Below are 25,165 nucleotides of genomic sequence, written 5' to 3'. Positions count from 1 at the left end.
AAATAAAAATTCATAAAAAACGCTGCTAAGTAAAACCTAACAGCGTTTTTTTATTGAGTTGTATTCTTATAATGCTAAAGCCGTTCTTTGAATAAAGGCAGTTAAATCAGCACCAGTAAGCATATTTTGCGACAATAAAGCCAAATCATATACTTGTTTTGCTAATTTTTTCTGCTCTTCGGCATCAGTAGTTTGAAGAATTTTAGCAACCGAAGCATGGTTGGCATTTACCGAAACGATATAATTATTTGGCATCGCACCGAACATTCCCATTCCGCCACCGCCAGCACGAGACATATCGCTCATTCTACGCATGAATTCGTTTTGAGTAATCACAGCAGGCAATTCATCAACTGGCATTGCTTCCAAAGCAACTACTTTTGTTGTGTCGTTGATTACTTCTTCAAAAACCTTTTTCACTGTTTCTTTTTCAGTTTCAGAAAGTACAACATCAACAGAAATACCTTTGTCAATCAATTTTTCGATGGTATCAGCATCAACACGCTTCAAGCTAGTTTTTACCAATTTCGTTTCTAACTGATTGATAAAGTGGCTATCTAACACCGAATCCAATTTCAACACATCGTATCCACGTTTTTTGGCAGATTGGATAAAAGTATCTTGTGCATTTACATCGCTAGTGTACAAGTAAATTACATCGTCGTTTTTATCTTTCTGATTTTCTTGTGCAAATTCAGCGTATTCATTCAAAGTAAAGTGCTTACCATCAACGTTTTGAACTAAACAGTAATCTTTAGCACGCTCATAGAATTTTTCATCTGAAATCATTCCGTATTTCACGAAAAGACCGATATTATCAAATTTCTGTTCAAAACCAGCACGGTCAGCTTTGAATAATTCTGCCAATTTATCTGCTACTTTTTTAGTGATGTAAGAATTGATTTTCTTTACATTACTATCAGCTTGCAAGAAGCTACGAGAAACGTTCAAAGGAATATCTGGCGAGTCGATTACACCGTGCAACAACATCAAAAATTCTGGAACAACGTCTTTTACTTCATCAGTAATAAATACTTGGCGACTGTATAATTGAATTTTTTCACGTTGTAATTGTAATTCGTTTTTCACTTTCGGGAAATACAAAATACCCGTCAAGTTGAAAGGATAATCAACATTCAAGTGAATCCAAAACAATGGTTTTTCCGAGAATGGATAAAGCTCTTCGTAGAATTTGAGGTAATCTTCGTCTGTTAATTCAGAAGGAGATTTTGCCCAAATTGGTGTTGGATTATTGATAATTTTTTCTTGAAATTCAATCTCAATCGGTAAGAATTTACAATACTTATCAAGAATTTGTTTCAATTTGAATTCTTCTAAAAACTCTAAAGAATCCTCGGCAACGTGTAAAATAATATCAGTACCACGAGCATCACGAGCAGCCTCTGAAATTTCAAATTCTGTTGAACCATCGCAAGTCCATTTTACAGCTTCTGCACCTTCTTGATATGATTTTGAAATAATATCAACTCTTTCAGCTACCATGAAAGCAGAATAAAAACCTAAACCGAAGTGTCCGATAATGGCTTTTTCGTCACCTTTATCTTTGTATTTTTCTACGAATTCGGTAGCACCTGAAAAAGCAATTTGATTAATGTATTTTTTAATTTCATCGGCGGTCATCCCTAAACCAGCATCTGAAATTGTGATAGTTTTTGCTTCTTTGTCAAAAGAAACTGTCACTTTCAATGCTCCTAACTCACCTGAATATTCACCAATTGCGGCTAATCTTTTAATTTTTTGTGAAGCATCAACGGCATTTGAAACTAATTCACGAAGGAAAATTTCGTGGTCTGAATAAAGGAATTTTTTAATAATCGGGAAAATGTTCTCGGTATGAATCGAGATATTACCTTTTTCTTGCATAGTCATTTTGTCATTTTTTAGCTTAAAACATTTCAAACTTTTATGGAAGCTAGATTTGCAAATACAGTTCCAAGATGAGTAGAAATGTCAAATTGGCAGAAGAAGGACTTAAAGAAGTAGCTAAAATTACTATTTCTTGTATATTTCAACGTAATAAAGTGTTTGAAGCAGTACAAATGAATATTTTCAAATATTCTATAAACGCTTTTTTGCGTCGTTAAAGTTTGTTTTTCTTCAAAATAGGTATAAATACGTATTTTAATTCTCGTAGAAAGTAACCATCTTTGTAAAACAATCCTATGTACACTAACATACTCAATTAACCTCATGACTATTGCTAGTTATGGGGTTTTTTGTTTTAGTGGTTACTTTACTCTTGGGCAACAAAAAACGCCATAAGTTCTTTTTATGGCGTTTCCAATTCACTTAAACTCTACATCTATGAAAAAAACCTCTCATATTCTTCCTAAAGCTCGCTCAGTCATCAGAGCGAGGTCGTTAATTTTCTTGCAACGTCCTAATTCATTATCGGCCAATTGTATCTGATACGTATTTTCAACAGTCACAACCATTTCTAAAAACTCCATTTGATTGAGTCTTAAATCTTCATGAATTCTAGTGTAAGGTTTCACATGCTGTGGTTTCACATAGAATGTTTTTGTTAAAAAAAACTGGATTGTTTCCAAGACCGATGTGTTCATGAAATATGATTTTTATGGGTTGAGTTTTCTATTGCAAGAATTAATTTTACTTACTGAGTTGAGCAGTTTGTAAATCTCTTTTTGATTGAAATTGTCACAAATTCTTCAAGAAACAGTCGGAGCAATGGCTCCAACCGTTTATATAAAACCAAATTTGTGTTGCTATTTTTATATCTTTTTTCTTCCGAATTGATACGATAAACCTAAAGCGATATTGGCATTTCCATTTGAATCTTTGTTTTGAAATGGCATTTGATAGTTTGCTTCTATTGTTCCGATAAGTCGTTTTGCTAATACATAGTTTAAACCAGTTTTCACTAAACCGAAACCTTCAGCATGTCTTCTTTCGTTCAGATTATTATAATCAAATCTTCTTCCTGCATAGCGAAAATCATTTCTATCCAATCTGTCTCCACCAATTCCGATGCCAAGCCCAACGTAAGGTTGTAAACGTTTACTCTTGAATGGCATCCAATTCAATCCTAATGATGCCTGAGCATCTGGAAAATCATCGCTTCTACTTCTGTTATTTTGAAATTGCCCAACAACAGAAAAACGATTTGAAATGCCATACTCAACTCTCAAACCCAACATTCCTCCATTTGAATTTCTGCCTCCATCGAATGAAATCATACTTCCGCCAATTAAACCAAGCCTTAAAAAAGCAGGTTTTAATAAATTAAATGGTTTTTTGGTAGAATCACTTGTCGTTTTTTTCACGACAAGCGTTCCAAAAACGGGTTCACTTTGATTGGTATTCTGTGCATTTACTTTGAAAGCTAAGCTAAAAACACACAATAGAATTGCTACTTTAAGTTGATTGTTTTTCATTTTTTGTACTATTAAACAATAGTGGTTAGGTATTTTTGGACAAAAATTTACCATCAGGCATTTTTCGAAAAACCTGAAATCAAATAAGGATTATATTTAAAAATTAAAATTTACTTCAATTCCCGAATCGATAAAAAAGCCCAAGCCTAGCACCTAAAGTAGCTGGAGCATCTAATGGATTTGGATTTTTTAAAGCTTGGGTCTGATAATATATTTCGGCATTGGCTAATAAATGTTTTGAAAATTGATATGTCGCCCCAACATTTCCCCCTAACAAATTAGCAATTGCAGCTTGTTTGTTAGAGGTACTTTGGTTATTTGTTGGGTCTTCATAATAGTAATTGATATTATATTGATTAGGTATTTGCACACTCCAGTTTACTCCAAAATATGGTTTGAAGTTTTGATTAAATAATAAATTATAACGCAAGCCCAAGCTGACTTGATAAGCACAGAATTCAGGTACATCTACTTTTTTTAAAGGTTTTTTCCCACCACCTGGGTTTCCCATGCCTCCAAAACCACCATCAAAAGGACCAAAACCTTCCGCTTTATGATTTTCAAAGAAAAGATTTGTTTTTTGAGCGTCAATTACAATACCCCAACGTTCTAAACCTTTACTGTTGTGATAGCCCAATACAGTTCTAAAACCAAGTTGTGAGCCACCGCCACGTTCTAAAAAATATCCAATTGGTTTTTGAACACCAGCCAAAGCCCCAATTGAAACAGATTTTGGTATCAACGAAAAACGATTTTCTGTAATAAAGGAATCTTCTTCAATTTCCACTGATTTAAAAGATTCAATCATATTTTTTTTATCGAATGATGAAGTATATAAAATTGAGCTTTTAAAATTCAATTTATTAAGTCCCATATACTTTTCTCTTTCCATTAAAGATTGTTCTTCAGTAGTTTTATTATCATATTTTTCGAAGTAAGCTTTGTTTTGGTTATTGGTAAATTTTTCAGCAGTATTGGGTTCTTGTATTATTGTTTTAGTGACGAATACTTTTTGGTAAATGGTATCGTACACCACTGTTTTTTGAAAAATGGTATCGGGTTTGCTTGAATATTTAGCATGAACTTCTACCAAACGATTCTCTAATGCTGCTAGTTTTTGCTGAGTCTGATTCAAATAATGATACAATACCGCAGAAACACCAAACATAATAGTTGCTATTGAGGGGATAGCCCACATTAATCTGGTTATTTTTCGTTTTAAATCTCGTCTTTCCAAACGCCCTTCCATTTCTCGCCAGTCACTTCCCGCAAAATTGGGGAGCTGCGAACCAAACAGTCGGTCAAAATCTTGTTCATCCATGATTTTAGTGCTTTATTAACTAAAAATGATTATCGTTTTAGTTTTTATAAATGTCTGACAATTAGATATTTGAAATACTAATCGCCAATTGCTATTTACTAATCACTATTTAAGAGATAATCGTTGAGCTTATTTAAAAATTATTAGTTAAAATCAATTCTTGTAATTTTTTTCGGGCTTTATGAAGGTTAGAAAGCGAAGTGCCAATAGAAATATTCAACATTTCAGCAATTTCTTTATGTTCATAACCTTCAATGACGTGTAGATTGAAAACCGTTCTGTAAGCAGGGGGTAATTGCTGAATGAGGATAGCAATTTCTTCAACCGAAAACTTTCCAAACAAATCCATTTCCATGCCCATTTCCGATGCTTCCACTAATTCAGCAGTAGGAATTTCTTGATGTGATTTCCGAAGATGATTAATACAAGTATTCACTAAAATCCTTTTGAACCAGTTGACAAAGGGATAATCAGGCTTGTATTGATCTATATTACTAAACACTTTCATGAAACCATCATTTAACAATTCTCTAGACGTATCAATATCAGCCACATAGCGTACACAAACCGATAGCCCATACCTGTAAAAGCTTTCATAGAGCTCACGCTGTGCGTTACGGTCATTCTTTCGGCACTGTTTTAATGTATGTAGTAGTTGTTCTGTCCTCATCTGTATCAGAATACACCGATTGTTTTCTCCGTATTGCTTCTATCAGAAAAATATTTTTATTTTTTCTTCATCGCTCGCTATAAATGGTAAATCCTTTAATACTTTCTGAAAATACTTGAATTTTTATGGAAATAAAAACGACGATTTACTTCCTGTTTTGTTTTTGCAAAACGTGCTTATTCTAATTTGTTAAAAAAATATTCAACGAATTGATAAATGCCCATTTATGGGTTTAAAGTCGATATTTTTAGTGTTAAAAATAGTTTATACTTTTTCGTTCTTTGGCACAATTTTGGATGCTTTTTGCATGTGAATCAACCTTTTGACGATAAAAACTACTCTGATTTTTCTGTAAATGTATTTTGTTTTTATTTAATGTGTTGATAATCAATATTTTAATTGTTTTTTATTTAATGCGTAATTTTTAATAACTCAGAAAGCTCTTTTAGTGATTTTTATCAGAAAACTAAAAATTGAAGCGAGTTTAAATATATTTTAATCAATTTGATTAGACACTCAATTGTTCATCAAACACATTCAGGAGGAGTATTTCAGGATATAAAAATGGACAATCTACTAACTGTACGAATAATGAATCAATATTTTTACCAAAGCAACTCGATTGATAAAAGCAAAAAACTAATGAAAACAACACTGTTGAATTGGTTTAGTGACTGCTCGTTTGAAGTAGTTGCCCAAAATCGTGCACCAAAAATAGCTACTAACTTTTTAGTATCGTTTTGGGCTGTGTTATCATTATTTAGCAATACAGGCGCACAAAACCGTTATGCAATGGTTGTTTGTCGTGCTTTTGTTGGAGTAATATTTCTAACACTGGTTTCATCATTCAAGACTGTTGCCGCTTTGCCAGATTTATCTGTTAGTACTAGCGTCAGTAATCAAAGCCCAACTGTTGGTACGGATATTACTTATACCGTAAAAATCACAAATATCAATCCTGATAAAGCTACAGGAGTAGAATTGACAGATGTATTGCCACAAGGTGTTACGTTCAAATCATTGAATGTAAATGGTGTTGGTTCTGCTACAACCAGTACAACATCGGGCATTACGAGTGTAATTTGGAATGTTGGCGAAGTACCAGGAAATACAGTAGAACTTACGATGACCATCGTAGCAACTGTTACTCAAAGAGGTTTTTGGTACAATACTGCAGAAATTACGAAAGAGACTGAACAAGACACCGATTCTACGCCAAATAATCATTTGATTTTAGAGGATGATCAAGATGCTACTTGTTTTTCAATCGAAGAGTATTTTTATGAGGGAGATGAATATACAACGAATCTGCCAACAGGTTTCACAAATATCGTTTGGACTAAAAAAGTAGGTGTTTCTGGTACTCCAACAGTTGTAACCAGTACTACTTCAGGTGTAACGCTTTTGCCAGATGGAAACATCAGCATAACAGCAATCACAGATTATACAGAATTTGCTTTTACAGCAAGTAACGGACGCTGTCCAGTAAATGGATGTTGTGCTATTAAATTTACACCGGGTGGGTTTGGTTCGATTGGAAGTATCGTTTGGAATGATGTTGATGGAAATGGAATTAGAAATACAGGCGAAGCAGGTTTCGACGGTATCACAGTTGAATTGTATGATGCTACTGATAATACACTTTTAGCAACGGATACAACAGCAAATGGTGGTGCTTACTTATTCAGTAACCTGATGTCTGGTTCTTACAAAGTGAAATTTATTTTACCATCTGGAAGAACATTTGTAACACCTAATGCCCCTGGAAGTAATGTTAATAATGATTCTGATGCAGGAACAGGTGGTTTTACAAACAATATTGCAATTGATGTAACGAAACCTACTGGTGATGTTGGTAGAGATAATCTAACAATTGGTGCTGGTTTGGTTTCAGACTGTATTATTGGAACTGGAACTTTAACTGCAACTAATACAAGTTTGTGTTTGCCAGCGGCAGGAGGAACGGTTGTTCTTACTGCAACAACGGGCGTGTCGCCAACAGTACCTGCTAATTATTCTGTAAGTTATATTTTAACAAAAGGGACTACTAATACAATTCAACAAATTAGCAGTACGCCTTCATTTACTGTTGGACTTCCTGATGATTATAAAATATTTACTTTAGTATATGATGCTAATTCGGCGAATGGCAATTTCTTGAATTTATCATCCGTAATTTTTGGGGTTACTAAAGCAAGTGATTTAATAACGACTATTAATACAAGTGGAAAATGTGCGCAATTAGATGCTGTAGGCATTGGTTTTACAGTGAAAACTACTTTAGCTGCTCCATTTATATTAGGAACAACTGTTTGTTCGGGTGGAACAGTAACAATAGGAACTCCTGGTGTTACAAATCCAATTTTCCAATGGTTTACTTCTGCAACTGCTACCACTCCATTTGCTACTACTTCTTCAATAACAGTATCGCCAACGCAAACTACTACTTATTTTTTAAGTGTTGTTAGTACAACGGGTAGTGCTTGTCCAAGTGAAAAAGCTTCTGTTGAAATAGCAGTTACTCCGAAACCTACAACGCCATCAGTAATTGCAAGCATTGCCAATAATTGTGCTATTAATGCTACTACTGTGAATTTGGCTGATGCCATTACAAGTACTGTTTCGGCAGGTGGAACTTTTGAATGGCATACTGCTAATTCAACTTCTTCGCCAGTTATTTCAAATCCTACTGCTGTAGTTGCAGGAACTTATTTCCTATTCGAAAAATCAAGCAATGGTTGTTATAGCGATGGTGCAACGGTTGCTGTGAATATTAATTCATGTCAATGTACTAATCCTCCTGTAGTTAGTTTAACGGCACTTTTACCAATTTGCGGAGGTATTACAAGTCCTGTACAATTAAATGCGATTTTGAGTGGTGGTGCAACAAGCGGTGTATGGACGACAGATGGAACTGGAACTTTTGATAATGCCAATAGCTTAACAGCAAAATATACGCTTTCTGCGGCTGATATGACAGACGGTTCAATTGTTTTAACATTTACATCGAATGACCCAGACGGAGCAGTTTCAGTTTGTAATGCTGCTGTTGCTAATACGATATTAACAATTAAAGCAAAGCCAGTAGCACCTTTCAATTTGAAGAGTGACACGCTTATTTGCTTAGGAAGTTCAACAAAATTATTTGCAGTGAGTGTAGGCAATACTATTCAGTGGTACACTTCGGCAACAAGTACAACAGCAATCGGTATTGGTTCTGATTTAGGTTTTGCTGTAAGCCCAACTACTGAAGGTACTTTTACATATTTTGCTGAAGCGACAAGTCCAGAAGGTTGTGTGAGCGACCGTACTTCAATTTCATTCAAAGTAAAAAAATGTTTTACTGATTTAGCTGTTGTAAAAACTGTTATTACTTCGCCAGATGCTTCAACATCGCCTTCTTATTTATTAGGGCAAGAGATTGCCTATACAATTGATGCTAGAAATATTGGCACATTAAATTCTAACAATGTAACAGTTACAGATTTATTACCACAAGGAGCCACTTTTGTAAGTGCTATTCCTACAGGGCAATATAATAGTACAACAGGTGTTTGGAATGTGGGAAGTTTATCAGAAGGTTCAAATAAAATACTTTTAATTAATGTAAGATTAACTAGAACAGGTTCTATTGCCAATACTGCAACAATTACTGGTACTGAAGATGACCCTAATTCATTAGCTAACAATACTTCAACAGCTACTGTAACGGTAACTCAGCGTGCAGATTTAAGTTTGGTAAAGTCGGTTTCAAATCTTACTCCAAATGTTGGAGATACGCTTACTTATACTTTAACTGTAAATAATGCTGGACCAAACGTAGCGACCAATGTTGAAATCAAAGATATTATTCCAACAGGATTAACATTTATATCAAGTACCAATACGACACACACTTCTGGTGTTATCACAGGAACGATTGCTAGTATTCCAGTTGGTTCTTCACAAGTATTTACTTATCGAGCAAGAGTCGTTTCTACAGGAACAATTACCAGTGCAGCCGAAGTGACTAAATCAGACCAGCCAGATCCAGATTCAACTCCTGCCAATGGTACGAGTAATACCGAAGATGATAGAAGTTCAATAACAATTATAGCGACTGAATTGTGTAATCTGGTTGCACCAGTAATTACGGTAACAAATAGCACAATTTGTTTGAATGGACAAACTACTTTAACCGCAACGGGCTGTACTGGTTCAACGATAGTATGGAGTTCTGGTCAGACGAATGTGTCATCAATCACAGTGAGTCCAACAAGTACAAGAACTTACACGGCATCTTGTCAGACGACAACTTGTCAAAGTCCTTCTTCAAATGTTATCAGCATTACAGTTACGAATATTGCTGCTCCTAGTTTAACTTCATCTCAAGGGTCAATTTGTGTGGGAGAATCTTCTGTACTAACAGCAACGGGTTGTAGTGGAGTAGTTGAATGGCAAGTAGCAGGTTTACCAACAGGAAATACTTTAACAGTAACACCTTCTGCTTCGCAAACATTTACAGCAAAATGTAAAGCTTCTGGTTGCGAAAGTGTTTTGGCTTCAATCAGTATCATTGTTACTCAAAAACCAAATGCTCCAGAAATTTTAGCAGAGAAAACAGAAATTTGTCCTTCAGAATCTGTAACCTTAACAGCTTTAAATTGTAATGGTTCGGTAAGATGGAATACTGGTCAAACAACAACTTCTATCTTAGTGACACCATTAGTAGAAACAAGTTATACCGCTACTTGTACTGTAAATGGTTGTATCAGTAATGCTTCAAGTGCTAGGATTATTAGAGTAGTACCGATTCCAGCACCAACGATTAATACAACGGGTTTAACGATTTGCCCGGGTGCTTCTACTACTTTATCAGCAAGTGGTTGTACAGGTATTGTTACTTGGTATTTTGATGATAGAACGGCTACTGGTGCAAACCTTACGATTACGCCAACTCGTTCAACTTCTTACGCAGTAACTTGTAGTACAGCATTCTGTACTTCGGTAAGGTCACAACAAGTAGTTGTTACCGTTGAAAATCCTGCTATTCCTGTGATTACTTCTGCTACTTCAACTATTTGTTTGGGTAGTGCTGTACAACTTACAGCTACAGGTTGTGCTGGTACGGTTAACTGGTCGGATGGTCAGCGAGGTACAATTGTATCAGTATCGCCAACGACTACAACTTCTTATACTGCAACTTGTAGTATCGGACAATGTACAAGTGCGGCATCATTGAGCAGAACAATTACTGTTACAAGAACTACAGCACCAGTAATTACTTCAGACAAAACAACTGTTTGTTTAGGACAAAGTATTACTTTAACGGCTACAGGTTGTAGCGGAACAGTAAGATGGTCGGATGGTACAACGGGAAATCCTAAAACTATTTTACCAAGTGCTAATGTAACATTTACAGCTACTTGTGAAAGTTCAGCTTGTATTTCTCCAAATTCTAATGGATTATCATTAGTCGTAAATACTACTCCGACGATTAATGCACCAGTAACGATTAATACAATCCTTGCCGCAGGAGCAAGTGCTAATTTGACTCAACTCGTTACCAGTAGCACTCCAACGGGTACTAGTTTAGTATTTAGAGCTACGAATTCACCATTATCGACTGCTGTTTTAACCCCAACTACTGTTGGTGCAGGTACTTATTTTGCCTTCTATCAATCTGTTGAAGGTTGTTACTCAGCAGGAGTACGAATCATTGTTTATGATGGAAGCAACGCACAGAATGCAGATGTTGCACTTCAAATTGATGCAGATAGAACTACTGCTAAATTGGACGAGAATATTAATTTCTTGATTTCTGTGACTAACAATGGACCAGATGTTGCGAGAAATATTGTGATTACCAATCCGCTTCCAGCTGGTTTAACATTTGTTTCTAGTTCAAGTGGATTAACGATTTCGGGTGGACGATTCGTGATAAATCTTGATTCACTTGAAAGAGGACAAGTCAGAACATTCGCTTATGTTGCTAAAATGAATGTAAGAACAAGTGTTGTGAATCCAGCTTCGGTTACTTCATTTAAAGATAGCAATCTAACAAACAATAATGGCTCAGTAACAATTATTGGTGAAAATGCAGATTTAAGTTTGGTAAAATCGGTTTCAAACCTTACTCCAACTGTTGGAGATACGCTTACTTATACTTTAACGGTAAGTAATGCTGGACCGAACGTTGCGACGAATGTTGAAATCAAAGATATTATTCCAACAGGAGTAACATTTATATCAAGTACCAATACGACACATACTTCTGGGGTTATCACTGGAACGATTGCTAGTATTCCAGTTGGTTCTTCACAAGTATTTACTTATCGAGCAAGAGTTGTTTCTACAGGAACAATTACCAGTGCAGCTGAAGTAACGAAATCAGACCAGCCAGATCCAGATTCAACTCCTGCTAATGGTACGAGTAATACCGAAGATGATAGAAGTTCAGTAACAATTGTAGCGTCAGAATTGTGTAATCTTACAGCACCAGTGATTACTTCTGATAAAACAACTGTCTGTTTAGGACAAGCCATTACGTTAAATGCTACGGGTTGTGTTGGAACAATTAGATGGTCGGATGGTTCAACTGGAAGTAATAAAGTTATTTTACCAAGTGCCAATGTGGCATTTACGGCTACTTGTGAAAGAGGAGTGTGTGTTTCTCCAACGTCAAATGGATTATCATTTGTGGTGAATACTACTTCAACAATTGCTGCACCAGTAGTTATTAATGCAAGTATTGCAACGGGTACTACTGCCAACTTGACTCAATTGGTTACAAGTAGTACACCAACAGGTACAATTTTAGTATTTAGAACTACAAATTCACCAATATCAAATGTTGTATTAACACCAACAAATGTTAGTGTAGGTACTTATTTTGCCTTCTATCAATCGGCTGATGGTTGTTTCTCTGCTGGTGCAAGAATTATTGTGGATAATGGAAGTACTAGTCTTGAAGCTGATGTTGCGATTAAAATTGAAGCAGATAGAACTACCGCAAAATTGGATGAGAACATTAATTTCTTGATTTCTGTGACCAATAATGGACCAAACACTGCAAGAAATTTAGTGATTACCAATCCACTTCCAGCTGGTTTAACCTTTGTTTCTAGCTCAACAGGATTGACAATTTCAGGCGGACAAATTTTGATTAATCTTGATTCACTTGAAAGAGGACAAGTAAAAACATTTGCTTATGTAGCCAAAATGAAAGTAACAACAACTGTTGTAAACCCAGCTTCTGTTACATCATTTAGAGATAGTAATCTTACAAATAATAACTCTTCTGTTACAATTAATGGAGAAAACACTGGTGTAGAGTGTAAAATTGGTTTAGCCATGTCGGTAGCTGATACTTCTATCGTAAGACCAGGAGTTTATAACGTTGTTTATCGTTTAATCGCCAAAAACTTCTGTAGCGATACGCTTAAAAATATCAGCTTAACTACCAATTTAGCTAGTACTTTCAAAAGCCCAGTTGCATTAACTTTTATTCAGAGACCAGCTCTAGGAACAGGCTCAAAATTAGTTTTGAATAATGGTTTTGGCTTATTAGATTCTAATTTGGTAAATACTGTTTCAAGTATAATGTTACCAAATGCGATTGATACAATTACATATATTGTACAAATAAGTACTCAAGGAAATACTGGTCCATACAATAGCCAAGCATTAATTACTGGTAAACGACCAAACAATGAAGTACTTACAGCAAAATCAAGTAGTGGAACAGATGTAAATGCAATTCCAAGTATTACAAGAGTTCCTTTAGGTCCACCAAGTACTAGAATAGGTTTAGCCAAAGAACTTGTAACATCAGGTTTGAGACGTGATGGTAATATCTGGACAGTTCCTTACCGAATCAGAGTAGTGAACATGGGTGCATTTAATATTAAAGAATTAAAAGTGCAAGATGATTTGAATACAGTATTTATTTCAAAAGGAGCAGTATTGGTTGGAAATCCAATTGTGACGACTACCAAGGCTGGTCTTACAATCAATCCAAATTACACAGGTTTAGGTTTGAATACTGATTTGTTAATTGCTTCAACAAGTACATTAGCTACTGCTGACACCGCTATTATTAACTTAACAATCAGAGTAAATGTTACTGCTGCTACCGATTCTGTATTTAACAATTTAGCCCTTGGTATTGGACTTGGGACAAATAATATTTCATATACCGATATTTCAACAACTGGAGTTAATCCTGATGCCAATAGAGATTTAGACCCATCAAATGACGGAACAGCAACCTCTGTAACATTAGGTAAGACTTTATTGGATTGTAAAATTGGTTTAGCGATGTCTGTAGCTGATACTTCAATTGTAAGTTCAGGAGTTTACAACGTTAGATATCGTTTAATCGCTAAAAACTTCTGTAGCGATACGCTTAAAAATATCAATTTAGCCACCAATTTAGCTAATACCTTTAAAAGCCCAGTTACATTTACTTTTATTCAGAGACCCGCTCTAGGTGTAGGTTCAAAATTAGTTTTGAATAACGGTTTTGGCTTATTAGATTCTAATTTGGTTAATAAAGCTACTAGCTTAATGTTGCCAAATGCTGTTGATACAATTACTTATGTTGTTCAAGTGGTAACTGGTGGCAATACTGGTCCATACAATAGCCAAGCATTAATTACTGGAACTCGCCCTAATACTGAAGTACTTACTGCAAAATCTAGTGATGGTACAAATGTGAATGCGATTCCAAGTATTACAAGAGTGCCTTTAGTCCCGCCAAGTACAATAATTGGTTTAGCGAAAGAACTTGTATCAACTGGCTTGAAACGTGATTCTGCTAATGTTTGGACTGTTCCTTACCGAATCAGAGTAGTTAATATGGGTGCTTTTGATATTAAGAAACTGAGTGTTAAAGATAGTTTGGATGGTGTATTTACTTTTAAAGGTGCAGTATTGATAGGAAATCCAATCGTAACAAGTACGAAAGTTGGTATTACTATCAATCCAAATTATACTGGTAAAGGCACTAATACCAATTTATTAGTTGATTCACTAAGTACATTGCTCAGAGGAGATTCTGCTATCATCAATTTAACGGTAAGAGTTAATGTTGCCGCTGCTACAGATTCTGTTTTCAATAACGTTGCAGTTGGAATAGGACTTGGAATTGATAATAAATTATACACTGATGTATCAACCAATGGGGTAAGTCCTGATGTAAACAAGGATGCTAATCCAAATAATGACAACGTTGCAACGCCAGTAATCCTCAAAAAAGAAAATGGTTTAAATTCTCAAGCTTCAATAGGTCTTGCTTTAGCTGCTGTAACAGATACTGTAGCTCAATCGGATGGTTCATACAATGTTACTTTAACGTTGGTTGCTAAAAATTACGGTTCTGTATTATTGAATAAAGTTACATTGAGTAATGATTTAGAAACGACGATTGGCAAACAAGTTGGGTCATGGACTATTTTAGGAAGACCAACACTTGTGAGAGGAGTAAACGCTGTTTTGAATACTACTTTTAATGGAAGAAGAGACACAGTTCTTACAATGGCAGAAAATACGGCTTTGGCAGTAGGAGACAGCATTGTGATAACTTATGTGGTAAATGTTACCAAACCTTTGATTGATACATTGTTCACTTTTGCTCATGCAAAAGCTGTGAGTGTAGAAAGTACTCCAGTTGATGTAACAGATTTATCAGTAAATGGTGCTAATCCAGATCCAAATAAAGATGATAAACCTTTGGAATCGTCGCCAACGCCAATGGTATTCCCTAAGAAAATTACGGTAATATCAATTCCTCATGGATTCTCGCCAAATGGTGATGGTATCAACGATACATTTGTAATTGATGGCGTTAACCCAGATGAAAGAGCCAACCTAGAAGTATATAACCGTTGGGGAAGTTTGGTGTATGCTTCTACAGACTATAAAAATGATTGGAACGGAATGCCAAATACTGGACTAAGAATAATAGAAGTTGGCGATGGTTTACCTTCTGGTACTTATTTCTATGTAGTAACGGTTTACAAACGAGTATCAGGTGATAAAGTAGCATTGCCTGTAAATGTTGAACCAGTACGTTACATGACAATTTCTCGATAGAACACCACGTTTGTTGCCATTTCAAATATGGAATGGCAACAAATGAAATCCAATTAATCTTAGAACAGAATTGAAATTCTGTTAAAACATAAAAAACTTAAATTTGAATCACATGAAGTTCAAAGGTTTGCTTTCAAGAATTAAATATGTGACAGCCCCATTGTTGTTAATAATCGCTGTACATTCGGTTCGGGCCCAGCAAGAGGTTCAATATTCTCAGTATATGTTCAATATGCTACCCTTGAACCCTGCTTATGCTGGTAGCCGTGATGTACTCAGTGCAACAGTTGTCCACAGACAGCAATGGATAAATATTACTGGTGCACCTACAACGCAATCTTTCTCAATAGATAGCCCAATCAATGGAGAAAAAGTTGGCGTTGGTTTCCAAGCTTATAATGATAGAATCGGGGATTATAGGAATGTTGGAATGTATGGTTCTTATGCCTACAGAGTAAAAGTTACTCAAAGAGCTACTTTGGCAATGGGCATTCAGGCTGGCGCAACTAGTATTTCTGGAAATCTAACACAAACATTAACGACTCAAACTGGTGATCAAGCTTTTACTTATTCATTTAATAAATGGCTCCCAAATTTTGGAGCTGGGGTATTTTTGAGTGACGACCGTGGTTATATCGGTTTTTCATGTCCTAGTTTGATGAGAAATAAGTTGACAAGTACGCAGACTGGTACAGCTACCGATTCAGCCTCTCGCCAGGAACGTCATTATTTTGTCATGTTGGGTTATGTGTTTCCATTGGGGAGTTCGTTTACTTTAAAGCCTTCTTTTTTATCAAAAGTTACTCGTGATGCAGCTTCTTTTGATTTAAACATGAACCTTTGGTATAACGATAGAATTTCTTTAGGTTGCTCTTGGAGAACCAATAACTTGAAATTCTCTTCACCATTTACTAACCAAAATGGTGATGCAGTTATTGGTATGTTGGAAGTACAAGCTACCGACCAAATTCGTTTTGGCTATGCTTATGATTATGCAATTAATGGTTTAAAAAGCTTACAAAAAGGTTCGCATGAATTTATGCTTCGTTATGAATTTGGTTATCGTAAAACGAAAATTCTTACACCACGCTATTTTTAAAAAATCAATACTGAAAGAGTTACAAACTCACAACCAAAGAGAAACCTTCTAGTAAAAACCATAGCTAGTAAAACATTTAAAACGATGATTAATTTGAATAAAATTATACTCACTTTCTGTATGGTGTTGCTTGCAACAGCCTGTACGATTGCTCAGACATTAAAAGATGCGGAGTATCATTTCAAGCAGATGAGTTACCTAAATGCTTCTGAATTGTTCGAACAGGTGTTAAAAGGTAAACTGTCGGATGCAGACCGACAGGCTGCGATGATAAAATTAGCTTATTCATACAGACAAATGCGTGATTCACAAAACGCAGAGAGGGTTTATCATGAACTGGTATCAAAAGGGACTGCATTTTCTGGTGCTGACGCTAAAGTATATTTATATTATGCACAAGCCTTGGCATCTAATGGAAAATACAAGGAAGCACAAGATGTTTATGAACAATATTCAAAAGTAGAAATCGCAGATAAAAGAAGCGGAGGTTTCCAGAAATTATATAAAAATGTTGATGTTTTAAACAGAAATGCTACTTGTTATAAAGTAGATTACTTGTCAATTAATACAGACCATGCTGATTTTAGTCCGATGTATTATAAAAATGGATTGGTTTTTAATTCAAGCAGAGTAAATGAAATTGGTTTAAAAAGAATGTTTTCTTGGGATAATTCACATTTCTTAGATATGTATTATTTAAGTGATATTAACCAATTGACGGTGACAACCCCTGCTGGTTTAGGAAGTTCTGCGGATGATAAATTGAAAATTGGGAAAAAAACAAAAGCCATTGGCGAAGATGAATATACTGCACCAACTGCCAATGATACCAGAACAATTGGAACATTCAGTGGTTCAAATATCTACCGAAATTTTGTAGAAACTCCGGGCGTAAAAACGGAAAGTTTTAGCAAAAGCTTAAATACCAAATATCACGAAGGCCCAATGACTTTTACCAGTGATGGCAAAAGAGTAATTTTTACCAGAAACAATTATAATAACGGTAAATACAAAACTTCAACTGATAAGGTTAACAAATTGAAAATCTATACTGCCGAAGAAAAAAGTGGAGAATGGGTAAATATCAAAGAAATTCCATTTGATAATAACGATTATTCAACAGGGCATCCTTCGCTTACAAAAGATAATAAACTGATGTATTTTGTTTCGGATATGCCAGGAGGTTATGGTGGAACTGATATTTATGTTTGCGAATACAATGATGGAAAATTTGGAAAACCTATTAATATGGGGCCAACCATTAATACTTTAGGAAATGAAATGTTTCCATTCGTAGATGAAAGAGGAAATTTATATTTTTCTTCAGATGGTCATCCCGGGTTAGGTGATTTAGATATTTTTTATGTGAAACTTTCAGGAACAAAAGTATTGAGTACTGTTTCAAACATGGGAATGCCAATCAATTCAAGTAAAGATGATTTTGGATTGATTACAGATGGTGAACGTAAATCAGGTTATTTCTCTTCAAACCGCAAACGTGGAGGAACTGATGATGATATTTACCGTTTTACTCGTGAATGTGATGAAAAACCAGAATGTCAAGAATTGCAAGTAATTGTATATGATGCAGATTCAAAAATGCCTTTAGATAATACTGATGTTGCTGTAGTTGAAAATGGCAAAACAGTAATGAAAAAGACAGATTCAAATGGTTCATTTAGAATTTGTATTGATTTGAACAAAGAATTTGCCTTTAATGCAAGTAGAGATAGTTATTTGCCCAATAGTGTTTCGTTTACAAGTACAGAAAGTAATATGCTGAGAGCGCTTGAGATTCCCTTGATGCGAGTACTAATGACTGACAGTACTGAAGTTGCGATTTCTAAGAATACTTCTCCTTGCCCTGCCACTAAAACTGTAAAAGGAAGAGTAACAGCTACGAAAGATAAATCGTCGTTAGCTGGTGTAAAAGTCACACTTACCAATGAATGCGACGGAACGATACAAACTGTTGTGACTGGCGCAAGTGGACGTTATCAGTTTGAAATTTGTGAAGGTTGTGAATATACGATAGATGCTTCTAAAGATAACTTTGCTTCAAAAGGGAATAAAATAGATAAATTAGGAAAAGACGACCCACAAGAAATCAACACTAATTTAACCATGTTTGAAGAAGGTGATGTCATTGCTATCGACAACATTTACTACAATTATACCAAGTATAATATTCGTCCTGATGCTGCTAAAGAATTGAATAAATTGTTGTTATTGATGCGCCGTTATCCGAATATGAGAATCGAAGTTCGTTCTCATACTGATAGTAGAGCTACAACAGAATTCAACCAAACGCTTTCTGAAAATCGTTCAGCTTCGGTAGTTCAATACTTGGTAAAAAGAGGTATTGCTGCTAACAGATTTGAAACTTCAGGTTATGGCGAAACGCAATTATTAAACGAATGTGCCGACGGAATAGAATGTACTGAAGAGCAACATCAAACCAACAGACGTTCGGAGTTTAAGATTATTCAGTTAAAATAAGTGGATTAATAATCAAAAAAGGCTAATCAGATATTCTGGTTAGCCTTTTTTGATATATCCTTCTGAAAACTATTTCAGTACTCTTGGCAAAGTAATATTTACTTCAAAAATGCTATTCGTGCAGGTTACTTCTAATTGCCCTCCAATACTTTTTACCCATTCGTTTACGATGTATAAACCTAAACCTGTGCCATTCTTATCTTTGGTAATATGTGCTTGGTAAAAAGGTTTTATCGCCAAAGTATCCATTTCATAAATACCCAGAAAGTGATTTTTCAAATTCAATATCAATTCTGAATCGGTAGTGAGTATTTCAGAATAAATTCTATAATCTACATTCGCAAATTGAATGATATTTTGATACAGTTCTGAAAGGATGTTTTCAAGAAAAATGCTATCGTAGCCTTCAAGTGGCAAGGCTTTATGACTAGCAATCAGATGGAAATCTGTAGGTTTACTTTTTCTAAGTTGATTGAATAATTTATTTTCAAGTTTTACAATATCTACTTGTTCTTTAGCGGCATGTTTCCAAGGGTTTATACCGCTGATTAATTGATTGTACCAAAGTAGTTTTCTTGTAATTCTGAGCATTCTACTTCCAGAAAGCCTAATGCCATCAATCAGTACTTGAAGCTCGCTGATGTCTAATAGATCAGAATTATCAATATGTTCAGACATCAAATCTGTGAAATTGACAATACCATTTAGTGGAGTAAGATATTCATGATTAGAGATACTCAGAAAAATATCAGTAGCATTTTTTCTGATTTCTACATCTGCGGAGGCTTTTTTGAGAGAACTAATTTCTAACCTAGAATTAATTGTCTCTACTAAATCTTTGGTAGTAAATGGTTTCGTCAGGAAATCATCAGCACCCAAATTCATTCCTTTTCTTTTGTCAGATATATCTGCTCTAGCTGAAAGAAAAATAAAAGGAAGGTTGACCAACCCTTTTTCATAACGGATGATTCTGAGAATCTCATAACCATCCATTTCGCCAAGCATAATATCACAAATAACTATATCAGGTTTAACTTCTTCAATTAATTGAATCCCGATTTCTCCTTCTTCTGCAACAAAGCAACTAAATCCGCTTATTTCTAAAATTGTTTTTGTATTATCTGCAAGTAAAAAATCATCCTCTATCAATACGATTTTAGTCATAATTGTTTTTGTAAAATATTGTTAATCATAAATCAAAAACCACACTTTTGTCTAAGAGCCTTTTTGATGTAGAAGAACATCTATGTTATATTGATTAGAGAACTGAATCGAAATTATTAGAAGCAAGAAGAAGGGCTTCTTGTAATCTGTTTTTACTTACAGGTTTTTCGAGATATGCTGCAGTTTTTAAAGTTATTCCAGCTAGATTACACAACTCATCAAAACTATTTTGGCTGGCTGCTGATACGATAATGATTTCAATATGTTTATCTAAAAATTCTTCAGGATTGCTTTCTAAGTAAAATAGAAATTCGTAACCATCCATTACAGGCATATTCAAGTCTAATAAAACAATGAGTTTTTTTTCTGTAGATTGTTTTATCCAAGCTATAGCCTCTTGACCATCGGTGGTTTCGCTGTAAGTTATATTAAATGATTGCAGTGAACGAGAAAGTAAAATTCTGTTGAGATGCTCGTCATCTACAATTAAGGTTTGGGGAATGTTATTCATTTCGTTTCAAAATTTTATTAATAGAAATCAGATTCTCTTTTAATAATACTAAAGAGACTGAATTATTAATATCGTACCGAGTACCTAAGTTTTTAAAACTTAATAACTCAATTTGTTTTATTGACTGATTGAGGTTGTATTATGCAATCAGTAGATTTAAATAATAAGTTTAATAATGGAGTTCTTTCAAATACTGTAAATACCCTCAAATAATTGATTAATATTTATAGCTTATTCAGTAATTTATAAATTTATACTAAGGAAAATGTTACTCATTTTTTGATAATTATTAAGAAATACGCTTTTGGCTAAATTACTTATTTATTCATTAATAACAAAAATTATAAATGCTCTTTTTTGATTGTTCACCTCTTTTTTACTCCGACAATTATTATCATCATTTTATTATAAATAGCTGAAATGAAGGATGAATGTTGAACCTTTGTTTTCTTCACTCTCAAAATTGAGTTTACCTCCATTTAGCCTAACAAGATTCTTCGCAATTACTAAACCTAAACCCGTTCCTTCAATTCGCCCAACATTGCTGGCTCTGTAAAATGAATTAAAGATTTTGTTTTGTACTTCTGAAGGAATACCAATGCCGAAATCTTGAATAGTAATTTCAAAGGAATCTTCATTGAATGACAAACTTAGTATTGGATTTGGGCGATTTCTTGAATATTTAAAGGCATTTGAAACCAGATTATCAAGGATGAGATTGAGATGGAGTGGGTCTATTTCTGCAATGGTAGGTGTACCTGTTACTTTAAATTCAATTGTACGACCGTCTTTTTGCAGGGCATTTTGTCCTTCAAAACAAGATTTTACCAGTTCGATAACATTTACACGTTCTTTGTTACAACTCAAATTGTTAGATTCAATTTTTCCAACAATCAATATTTCGTTCATCAAACTCGTGATTCTATCAATTTGGCTACCGATAATATTAACATGCTTGTTGATATGCGGATTTTGGTTTTGATCTATCAACTGAATAATCTCAGTACTTGAACGAATTGTAGAAAGTGGCGTTCTGAATTCATGTGATGCAACATTGACAAAAAGCGATTTTAAATCATTTAATTCTTTTTCTTTTTGTAAAGAAGTCATTAAAATTTCTTCAGTACGTTTTCTGTCGTTGATTTCCCTTGAAGAAGTAATGATGCGGTGAGTGAGGTCGTAATCATCAAAAAATACTTTAGAGTTTGTTTCTAGCCAAACGTATTCGCCATCGGCATTTCTGAAACGATAGCTAATGTAGGATGAAGTAGTTCCAGCAAAAGGTAATAGTTCTTTATCAACTAATTGAGAATCGTCTGGATGATAATAATCCGAGAGTTTTTTGCCAATTAAGTCTTGAGGTTCATAACCTGTAATTTGTTTGATAGAAGGCGAAATATACAATAAAGAGCCTTCTAAATCGTGAATACACACCAAATCCTTAACATTGTTGGAGAGTAATTCGTAGATATGAGCATTTTCCTTTTGTCGGGTAATGTCTCTTAAAGTACCAGTAGCACCAATTACAAATCCTTTAGTATCTGAAATGAAAGTTACCGAAGCTTTAATCCATTTAATTTCACCTGTTTTGGTGATAAATCTAGCGAGATGTTTACTGGTAGGTTTTTTTTCACGAATAAGTGCATCGAAAAGTTGTTCTTTTTGGGCAGCATCTTCAGGGTGCATGAAATCGTAGAAAGGTTTTCCTAACGACTCCTCATTGCTATAACCAAGAATTTTATTCCATGAATCATTTAGGAAAGTCCAACGCCAATGTTCGTCTGTTTTAAAGATAATATCACTAATAAGGTTGATTACTTCATGATATTGGCTTTCTGAATAAAGGCTGTTTTCAACAATAAAAGGCTTAATATCATCTGGTAAATAAAATTGAACTAAAATCATTGAAATTTCGCCATTTTCGTCTTGAATTGGCGTAAACTTATGTTTTAGTTTTTTGGGTTCAATACTTATTTCACGTCCTTCAAATGCGTTTTGGTAGTTTTGGGTCAAAGAAATAAAAAACTGTTTCTGAGATGTTATTACCTTGCTAACTTCATTAAGCTGTGGTAGTTCGTTAAAACTATAGACATAATTTTTTACATAAGCTTCATTAAAATACATGAAACGGAATTCTTTATCTAAAATGTAAACATTGCCTTCTAACGAATTCAATATTACTTCTGATAGATAATTAATTGAGGAAGATTTCATCTGGTAAATGGCGGTTTTAATTTTTCAAAATGATGATAACTCACTACTCAATCGGACGGCTATTGTATTGAGATAAAACAAAACGATATTCATTTTTAGCGAAAATAAATACGATAGGTTTTATCAAATACCTGATTAACAATATTATTTGCTAATCGTATAATTTAATTTTTTGGCAGTTTTACTTTATACTTCGAAAAGAAATTTTGAGCTTGTGCGGTATCAAAATAGTTTTTCGTTTACTCATGACATAATGCCGAAACCAACAAGATTTCGTGTTTAAAAATGTAGAATTGTTAATTTGATAAAGGGAAATCAATTAAACTAATAGTAGAGATACTGAATGAAGAATTACGAATTCAAAATTACAAATTGAGCTTAATTTACCCAATTGTTATTTACTAATTAAATAATGGATTTTTCCTGATAAAGGCATCCCGCTCGAAAGATACTCTATATTCAGATAAAAAGTGAGTACTTTTTAGATAATAATCTGTAGAAATGATTTGAGCCCCTGAGATTTTAGCAGCTTCAAATTGAGAATAATCATTTTGGCGAGCTTGAACGGTTTCTGCATCAGCACGAGTTCTGACGATGTAACCCTTTGACACATATTCTTTAATTAATGTTTGATTCTTTTTGGGGTCATTTAAAATTAATATGGCTGCTTCTGGAGTATTGGGAAGAGCATTGGCAAACATTATTCTTCCTTTTAGTGATGGATGTCCTTTGATAAACATTTCTCTTTTTTCGTCTTGTTCATCTAAGATAAAAATAAATTTTCCACGTGCATCTTTTAGTTTTGGCCAATTAAACTTCTGCACGGCATTTTCTAATGTTGAGTAATGTCCTTGAATATCAGAAGGTTTGATGATTTTTGATGTGCTCAAGTACTTTTTTAATACTTCTTCAAGAGCATCAAATGTTTTTGCTGTAAATTTTTCTGGCACTACAAATCCTGCTTTTTTAATTTCATCATCTTTGGCATTGATGGTGATATAAATTGGTTCGTGATTTGGGTTTTTATCAGACCAGTTTTTTAGTTCGATTAAATAATCTTTGAAAAGTGGATGATGGCTTCTAAAATCTATATCTTGTACATGAAAAACCTTGAAACCCGGCATTAACATTTGTTTTTCGGTATCGAAGGGAGCTTGATTTTTAACCAATTTTAAACCCATCGGATTGGCATATTTTCCACCGAGTGAATCTGAATAAACATCAATTTCTAAATTTCTTAAACCTAAGTCGAGTTGACTAGAAATAGGAGGATGACTATATTCTAAACCAGATAAATCACTATCATTATTTCGTTGAAGTAACTGAAAGAGTTTTGAATCAATAGCAACTTTATAACTGTTATGTGAACCAATTACTTGAACTTTATTGATGGTAAGCTGGTCTAAATTTTTTGTCGGGACTAAAAAACAAAATATGATAAAAAACGTACAGAGTATAAGTTTCATGAGGGCTTTTAATAAAAAATTGAAGATAATGCTTGTGTGTTAACAATCGTGACCTTTACAGATTCTTTAAAATTAGCTAATGTAAACTACATTCTTTGTAAGGTCTTATCTTAATTAATCCAATGATGTTTATTTTGTAATATTTTGATAATTATGGTTTTCCCAAATTTTATTGATAGCATGAAAAAACTAATTACTTTGCTGTTTTTTATCAGTGTAGATTTTTGTTCAGTTGCTCAGCGTATTCAGGTTGAAAATACAGCTTATCAGCTTTTATTAAAAACCTTACTTTCACACAGTGTTCCCGAAATGTCTGTAAATGAATTGACTAAGAAAAACAACACAGTACTTTTATTAGATGCCCGAGAACCCAAAGAATATCAAATCAGTCATTTGAAAGATGCTAAACTAATAGGTTATGAAAAACTAGATTTATCGTATTTAAAAAACATTCCCAAAAATCAGCCAATTGTAGTATATTGTTCTGTAGGTTATAGAAGCGAGAAAGTAGCTGAAAAACTTTTGCAACAAGGTTTTACCAACGTTCATAATTTGTACGGAGGAATTTTTGAATGGAAAAATCAAAGCCAAGTACTTGTTAACGATAAAGGTGTTACGGATGAAGTACATGCTTACGATAAAACTTGGGGCATTTGGCTTAAAAAGGGGAAAAAAGTATATTAGTATTGGTAGCTTGAAACATTAATTACAGATAATTTGTATTCATAAAC

Annotated in this window: 14 protein-coding genes; 5 read left to right on the top strand and 9 right to left on the bottom strand. The window is 34.2% G+C overall.

Annotated features, from left to right (window positions below; translation table 11 throughout):
• Positions 1-66: 66 nt before the first annotated feature.
• A complete protein-coding gene (gene htpG, locus VB776_RS20665; protein WP_323698775.1) occupies positions 67-1,884 on the bottom strand; it encodes a molecular chaperone HtpG in 1,818 nt (605 codons plus the stop codon).
• Between the two features lie 74 nt (positions 1,885-1,958).
• Here htpG and VB776_RS20660 point away from each other — a divergent pair, with 74 nt between their 5' ends.
• Complete coding sequence (locus VB776_RS20660) at positions 1,959-2,105, top strand: hypothetical protein (RefSeq protein WP_323698769.1); 147 nt, start codon at positions 1,959-1,961, stop codon at positions 2,103-2,105.
• 234 nt (positions 2,106-2,339) lie between these two features.
• Here VB776_RS20660 and VB776_RS20655 read toward each other — a convergent pair whose 3' ends face one another.
• The 4 genes from VB776_RS20655 to VB776_RS20640 all read right to left on the bottom strand — a co-directional run bounded on the left by VB776_RS20655 (position 2,340) and on the right by VB776_RS20640 (position 5,407).
• Positions 2,340-2,585, bottom strand: a complete 246-nt coding sequence (locus tag VB776_RS20655; protein ID WP_323698768.1) for an acyl carrier protein — start codon at positions 2,583-2,585, stop codon at positions 2,340-2,342.
• Positions 2,586-2,753: 168 nt separating this feature from the next.
• Complete coding sequence (locus tag VB776_RS20650) at positions 2,754-3,416, bottom strand: outer membrane beta-barrel protein (RefSeq protein ID WP_323698767.1); 663 nt, start codon at positions 3,414-3,416, stop codon at positions 2,754-2,756.
• A gap of 115 nt (positions 3,417-3,531) precedes the next feature.
• Entirely contained in the window at positions 3,532-4,737 is a 1,206-nt protein-coding gene (locus VB776_RS20645; protein ID WP_323698766.1) for a hypothetical protein, read from the bottom strand.
• Positions 4,738-4,870: 133 nt separating this feature from the next.
• Complete coding sequence (locus VB776_RS20640; RefSeq protein ID WP_323254933.1) at positions 4,871-5,407, bottom strand: RNA polymerase sigma factor; 537 nt, start codon at positions 5,405-5,407, stop codon at positions 4,871-4,873.
• 642 nt (positions 5,408-6,049) lie between these two features.
• Here VB776_RS20640 and VB776_RS20635 point away from each other — a divergent pair.
• The 3 genes from VB776_RS20635 (at position 6,050) to VB776_RS20625 (ending at position 19,079) form a co-directional block, all read left to right on the top strand.
• Positions 6,050-15,481, top strand: coding sequence for an Ig-like domain-containing protein (locus VB776_RS20635; protein WP_323698765.1), 9,432 nt, complete (start codon positions 6,050-6,052; stop codon positions 15,479-15,481).
• A 112-nt stretch (positions 15,482-15,593) separates the two neighbouring features.
• Positions 15,594-16,580, top strand: coding sequence for a PorP/SprF family type IX secretion system membrane protein (locus tag VB776_RS20630; RefSeq protein WP_323698764.1), 987 nt, complete (start codon positions 15,594-15,596; stop codon positions 16,578-16,580).
• A gap of 84 nt (positions 16,581-16,664) precedes the next feature.
• A complete protein-coding gene (locus VB776_RS20625; protein ID WP_323698763.1) occupies positions 16,665-19,079 on the top strand; it encodes a carboxypeptidase regulatory-like domain-containing protein in 2,415 nt (804 codons plus the stop codon).
• A gap of 69 nt (positions 19,080-19,148) precedes the next feature.
• Here the strand turns inward: VB776_RS20625 and VB776_RS20620 are convergent, their stop codons facing one another.
• From VB776_RS20620 to VB776_RS20605, 4 genes are all read right to left on the bottom strand, one after another.
• On the bottom strand, positions 19,149-20,243 hold the full coding sequence (locus tag VB776_RS20620) for a hybrid sensor histidine kinase/response regulator (protein WP_323698762.1): 1,095 nt from the start codon (positions 20,241-20,243) through the stop codon (positions 19,149-19,151).
• A gap of 94 nt (positions 20,244-20,337) precedes the next feature.
• Positions 20,338-20,754, bottom strand: coding sequence for a response regulator (locus tag VB776_RS20615; protein WP_323698761.1), 417 nt, complete (start codon positions 20,752-20,754; stop codon positions 20,338-20,340).
• A 405-nt stretch (positions 20,755-21,159) separates the two neighbouring features.
• Positions 21,160-22,968 carry a PAS domain-containing sensor histidine kinase gene (locus VB776_RS20610; protein ID WP_323698760.1) on the bottom strand — a complete coding sequence of 603 codons (1,809 nt, stop codon included), beginning with the start codon at positions 22,966-22,968 and terminating at the stop codon, positions 21,160-21,162.
• Between the two features lie 401 nt (positions 22,969-23,369).
• Positions 23,370-24,434 carry a phosphatidylinositol-specific phospholipase C1-like protein gene (locus VB776_RS20605; protein WP_323698759.1) on the bottom strand — a complete coding sequence of 355 codons (1,065 nt, stop codon included), beginning with the start codon at positions 24,432-24,434 and terminating at the stop codon, positions 23,370-23,372.
• Positions 24,435-24,614: 180 nt separating this feature from the next.
• Between VB776_RS20605 and VB776_RS20600 the strand changes: the two genes are divergently transcribed.
• The gene (locus VB776_RS20600) at positions 24,615-25,118 is read left to right on the top strand and encodes a rhodanese-like domain-containing protein (protein WP_323698758.1); all 504 of its coding nucleotides are present in this window, start codon (positions 24,615-24,617) and stop codon (positions 25,116-25,118) included.
• The last annotated feature ends 47 nt before the right edge of the window (positions 25,119-25,165 follow it).

The sequence above is a fragment of the Arcicella gelida genome (assembly GCF_034931025.1).
GTDB classification, from domain to species: domain Bacteria; phylum Bacteroidota; class Bacteroidia; order Cytophagales; family Spirosomataceae; genus Arcicella; species Arcicella gelida.
This window is presented reverse-complemented; position numbering and strand designations above follow the sequence as displayed.

Bases quoted from the DNA above. Each gene is read 5' to 3' on its own strand.
- VB776_RS20605 (WP_323698759.1), bottom strand. From the start codon at position 24,434: ATGAAACTTATACTCTGTACGTTTTTTATCATATTTTGTTTTTTAGTC.
- htpG (WP_323698775.1), bottom strand. From the start codon at position 1,884: ATGCAAGAAAAAGGTAATATCTCGATTCATACCGAGAACATTTTCCCG.
- VB776_RS20640 (WP_323254933.1), bottom strand. From the start codon at position 5,407: ATGAGGACAGAACAACTACTACATACATTAAAACAGTGCCGAAAGAAT.
- VB776_RS20650 (WP_323698767.1), bottom strand. From the start codon at position 3,416: ATGAAAAACAATCAACTTAAAGTAGCAATTCTATTGTGTGTTTTTAGC.
- VB776_RS20625 (WP_323698763.1), top strand. From the start codon at position 16,665: ATGATTAATTTGAATAAAATTATACTCACTTTCTGTATGGTGTTGCTT.
- VB776_RS20620 (WP_323698762.1), bottom strand. From the start codon at position 20,243: ATGACTAAAATCGTATTGATAGAGGATGATTTTTTACTTGCAGATAAT.
- VB776_RS20660 (WP_323698769.1), top strand. From the start codon at position 1,959: ATGAGTAGAAATGTCAAATTGGCAGAAGAAGGACTTAAAGAAGTAGCT.
- VB776_RS20610 (WP_323698760.1), bottom strand. From the start codon at position 22,968: ATGAAATCTTCCTCAATTAATTATCTATCAGAAGTAATATTGAATTCG.
- VB776_RS20635 (WP_323698765.1), top strand. From the start codon at position 6,050: ATGAAAACAACACTGTTGAATTGGTTTAGTGACTGCTCGTTTGAAGTA.
- VB776_RS20645 (WP_323698766.1), bottom strand. From the start codon at position 4,737: ATGGATGAACAAGATTTTGACCGACTGTTTGGTTCGCAGCTCCCCAAT.
- VB776_RS20600 (WP_323698758.1), top strand. From the start codon at position 24,615: ATGAAAAAACTAATTACTTTGCTGTTTTTTATCAGTGTAGATTTTTGT.
- VB776_RS20615 (WP_323698761.1), bottom strand. From the start codon at position 20,754: ATGAATAACATTCCCCAAACCTTAATTGTAGATGACGAGCATCTCAAC.
- VB776_RS20630 (WP_323698764.1), top strand. From the start codon at position 15,594: ATGAAGTTCAAAGGTTTGCTTTCAAGAATTAAATATGTGACAGCCCCA.
- VB776_RS20655 (WP_323698768.1), bottom strand. From the start codon at position 2,585: ATGAACACATCGGTCTTGGAAACAATCCAGTTTTTTTTAACAAAAACA.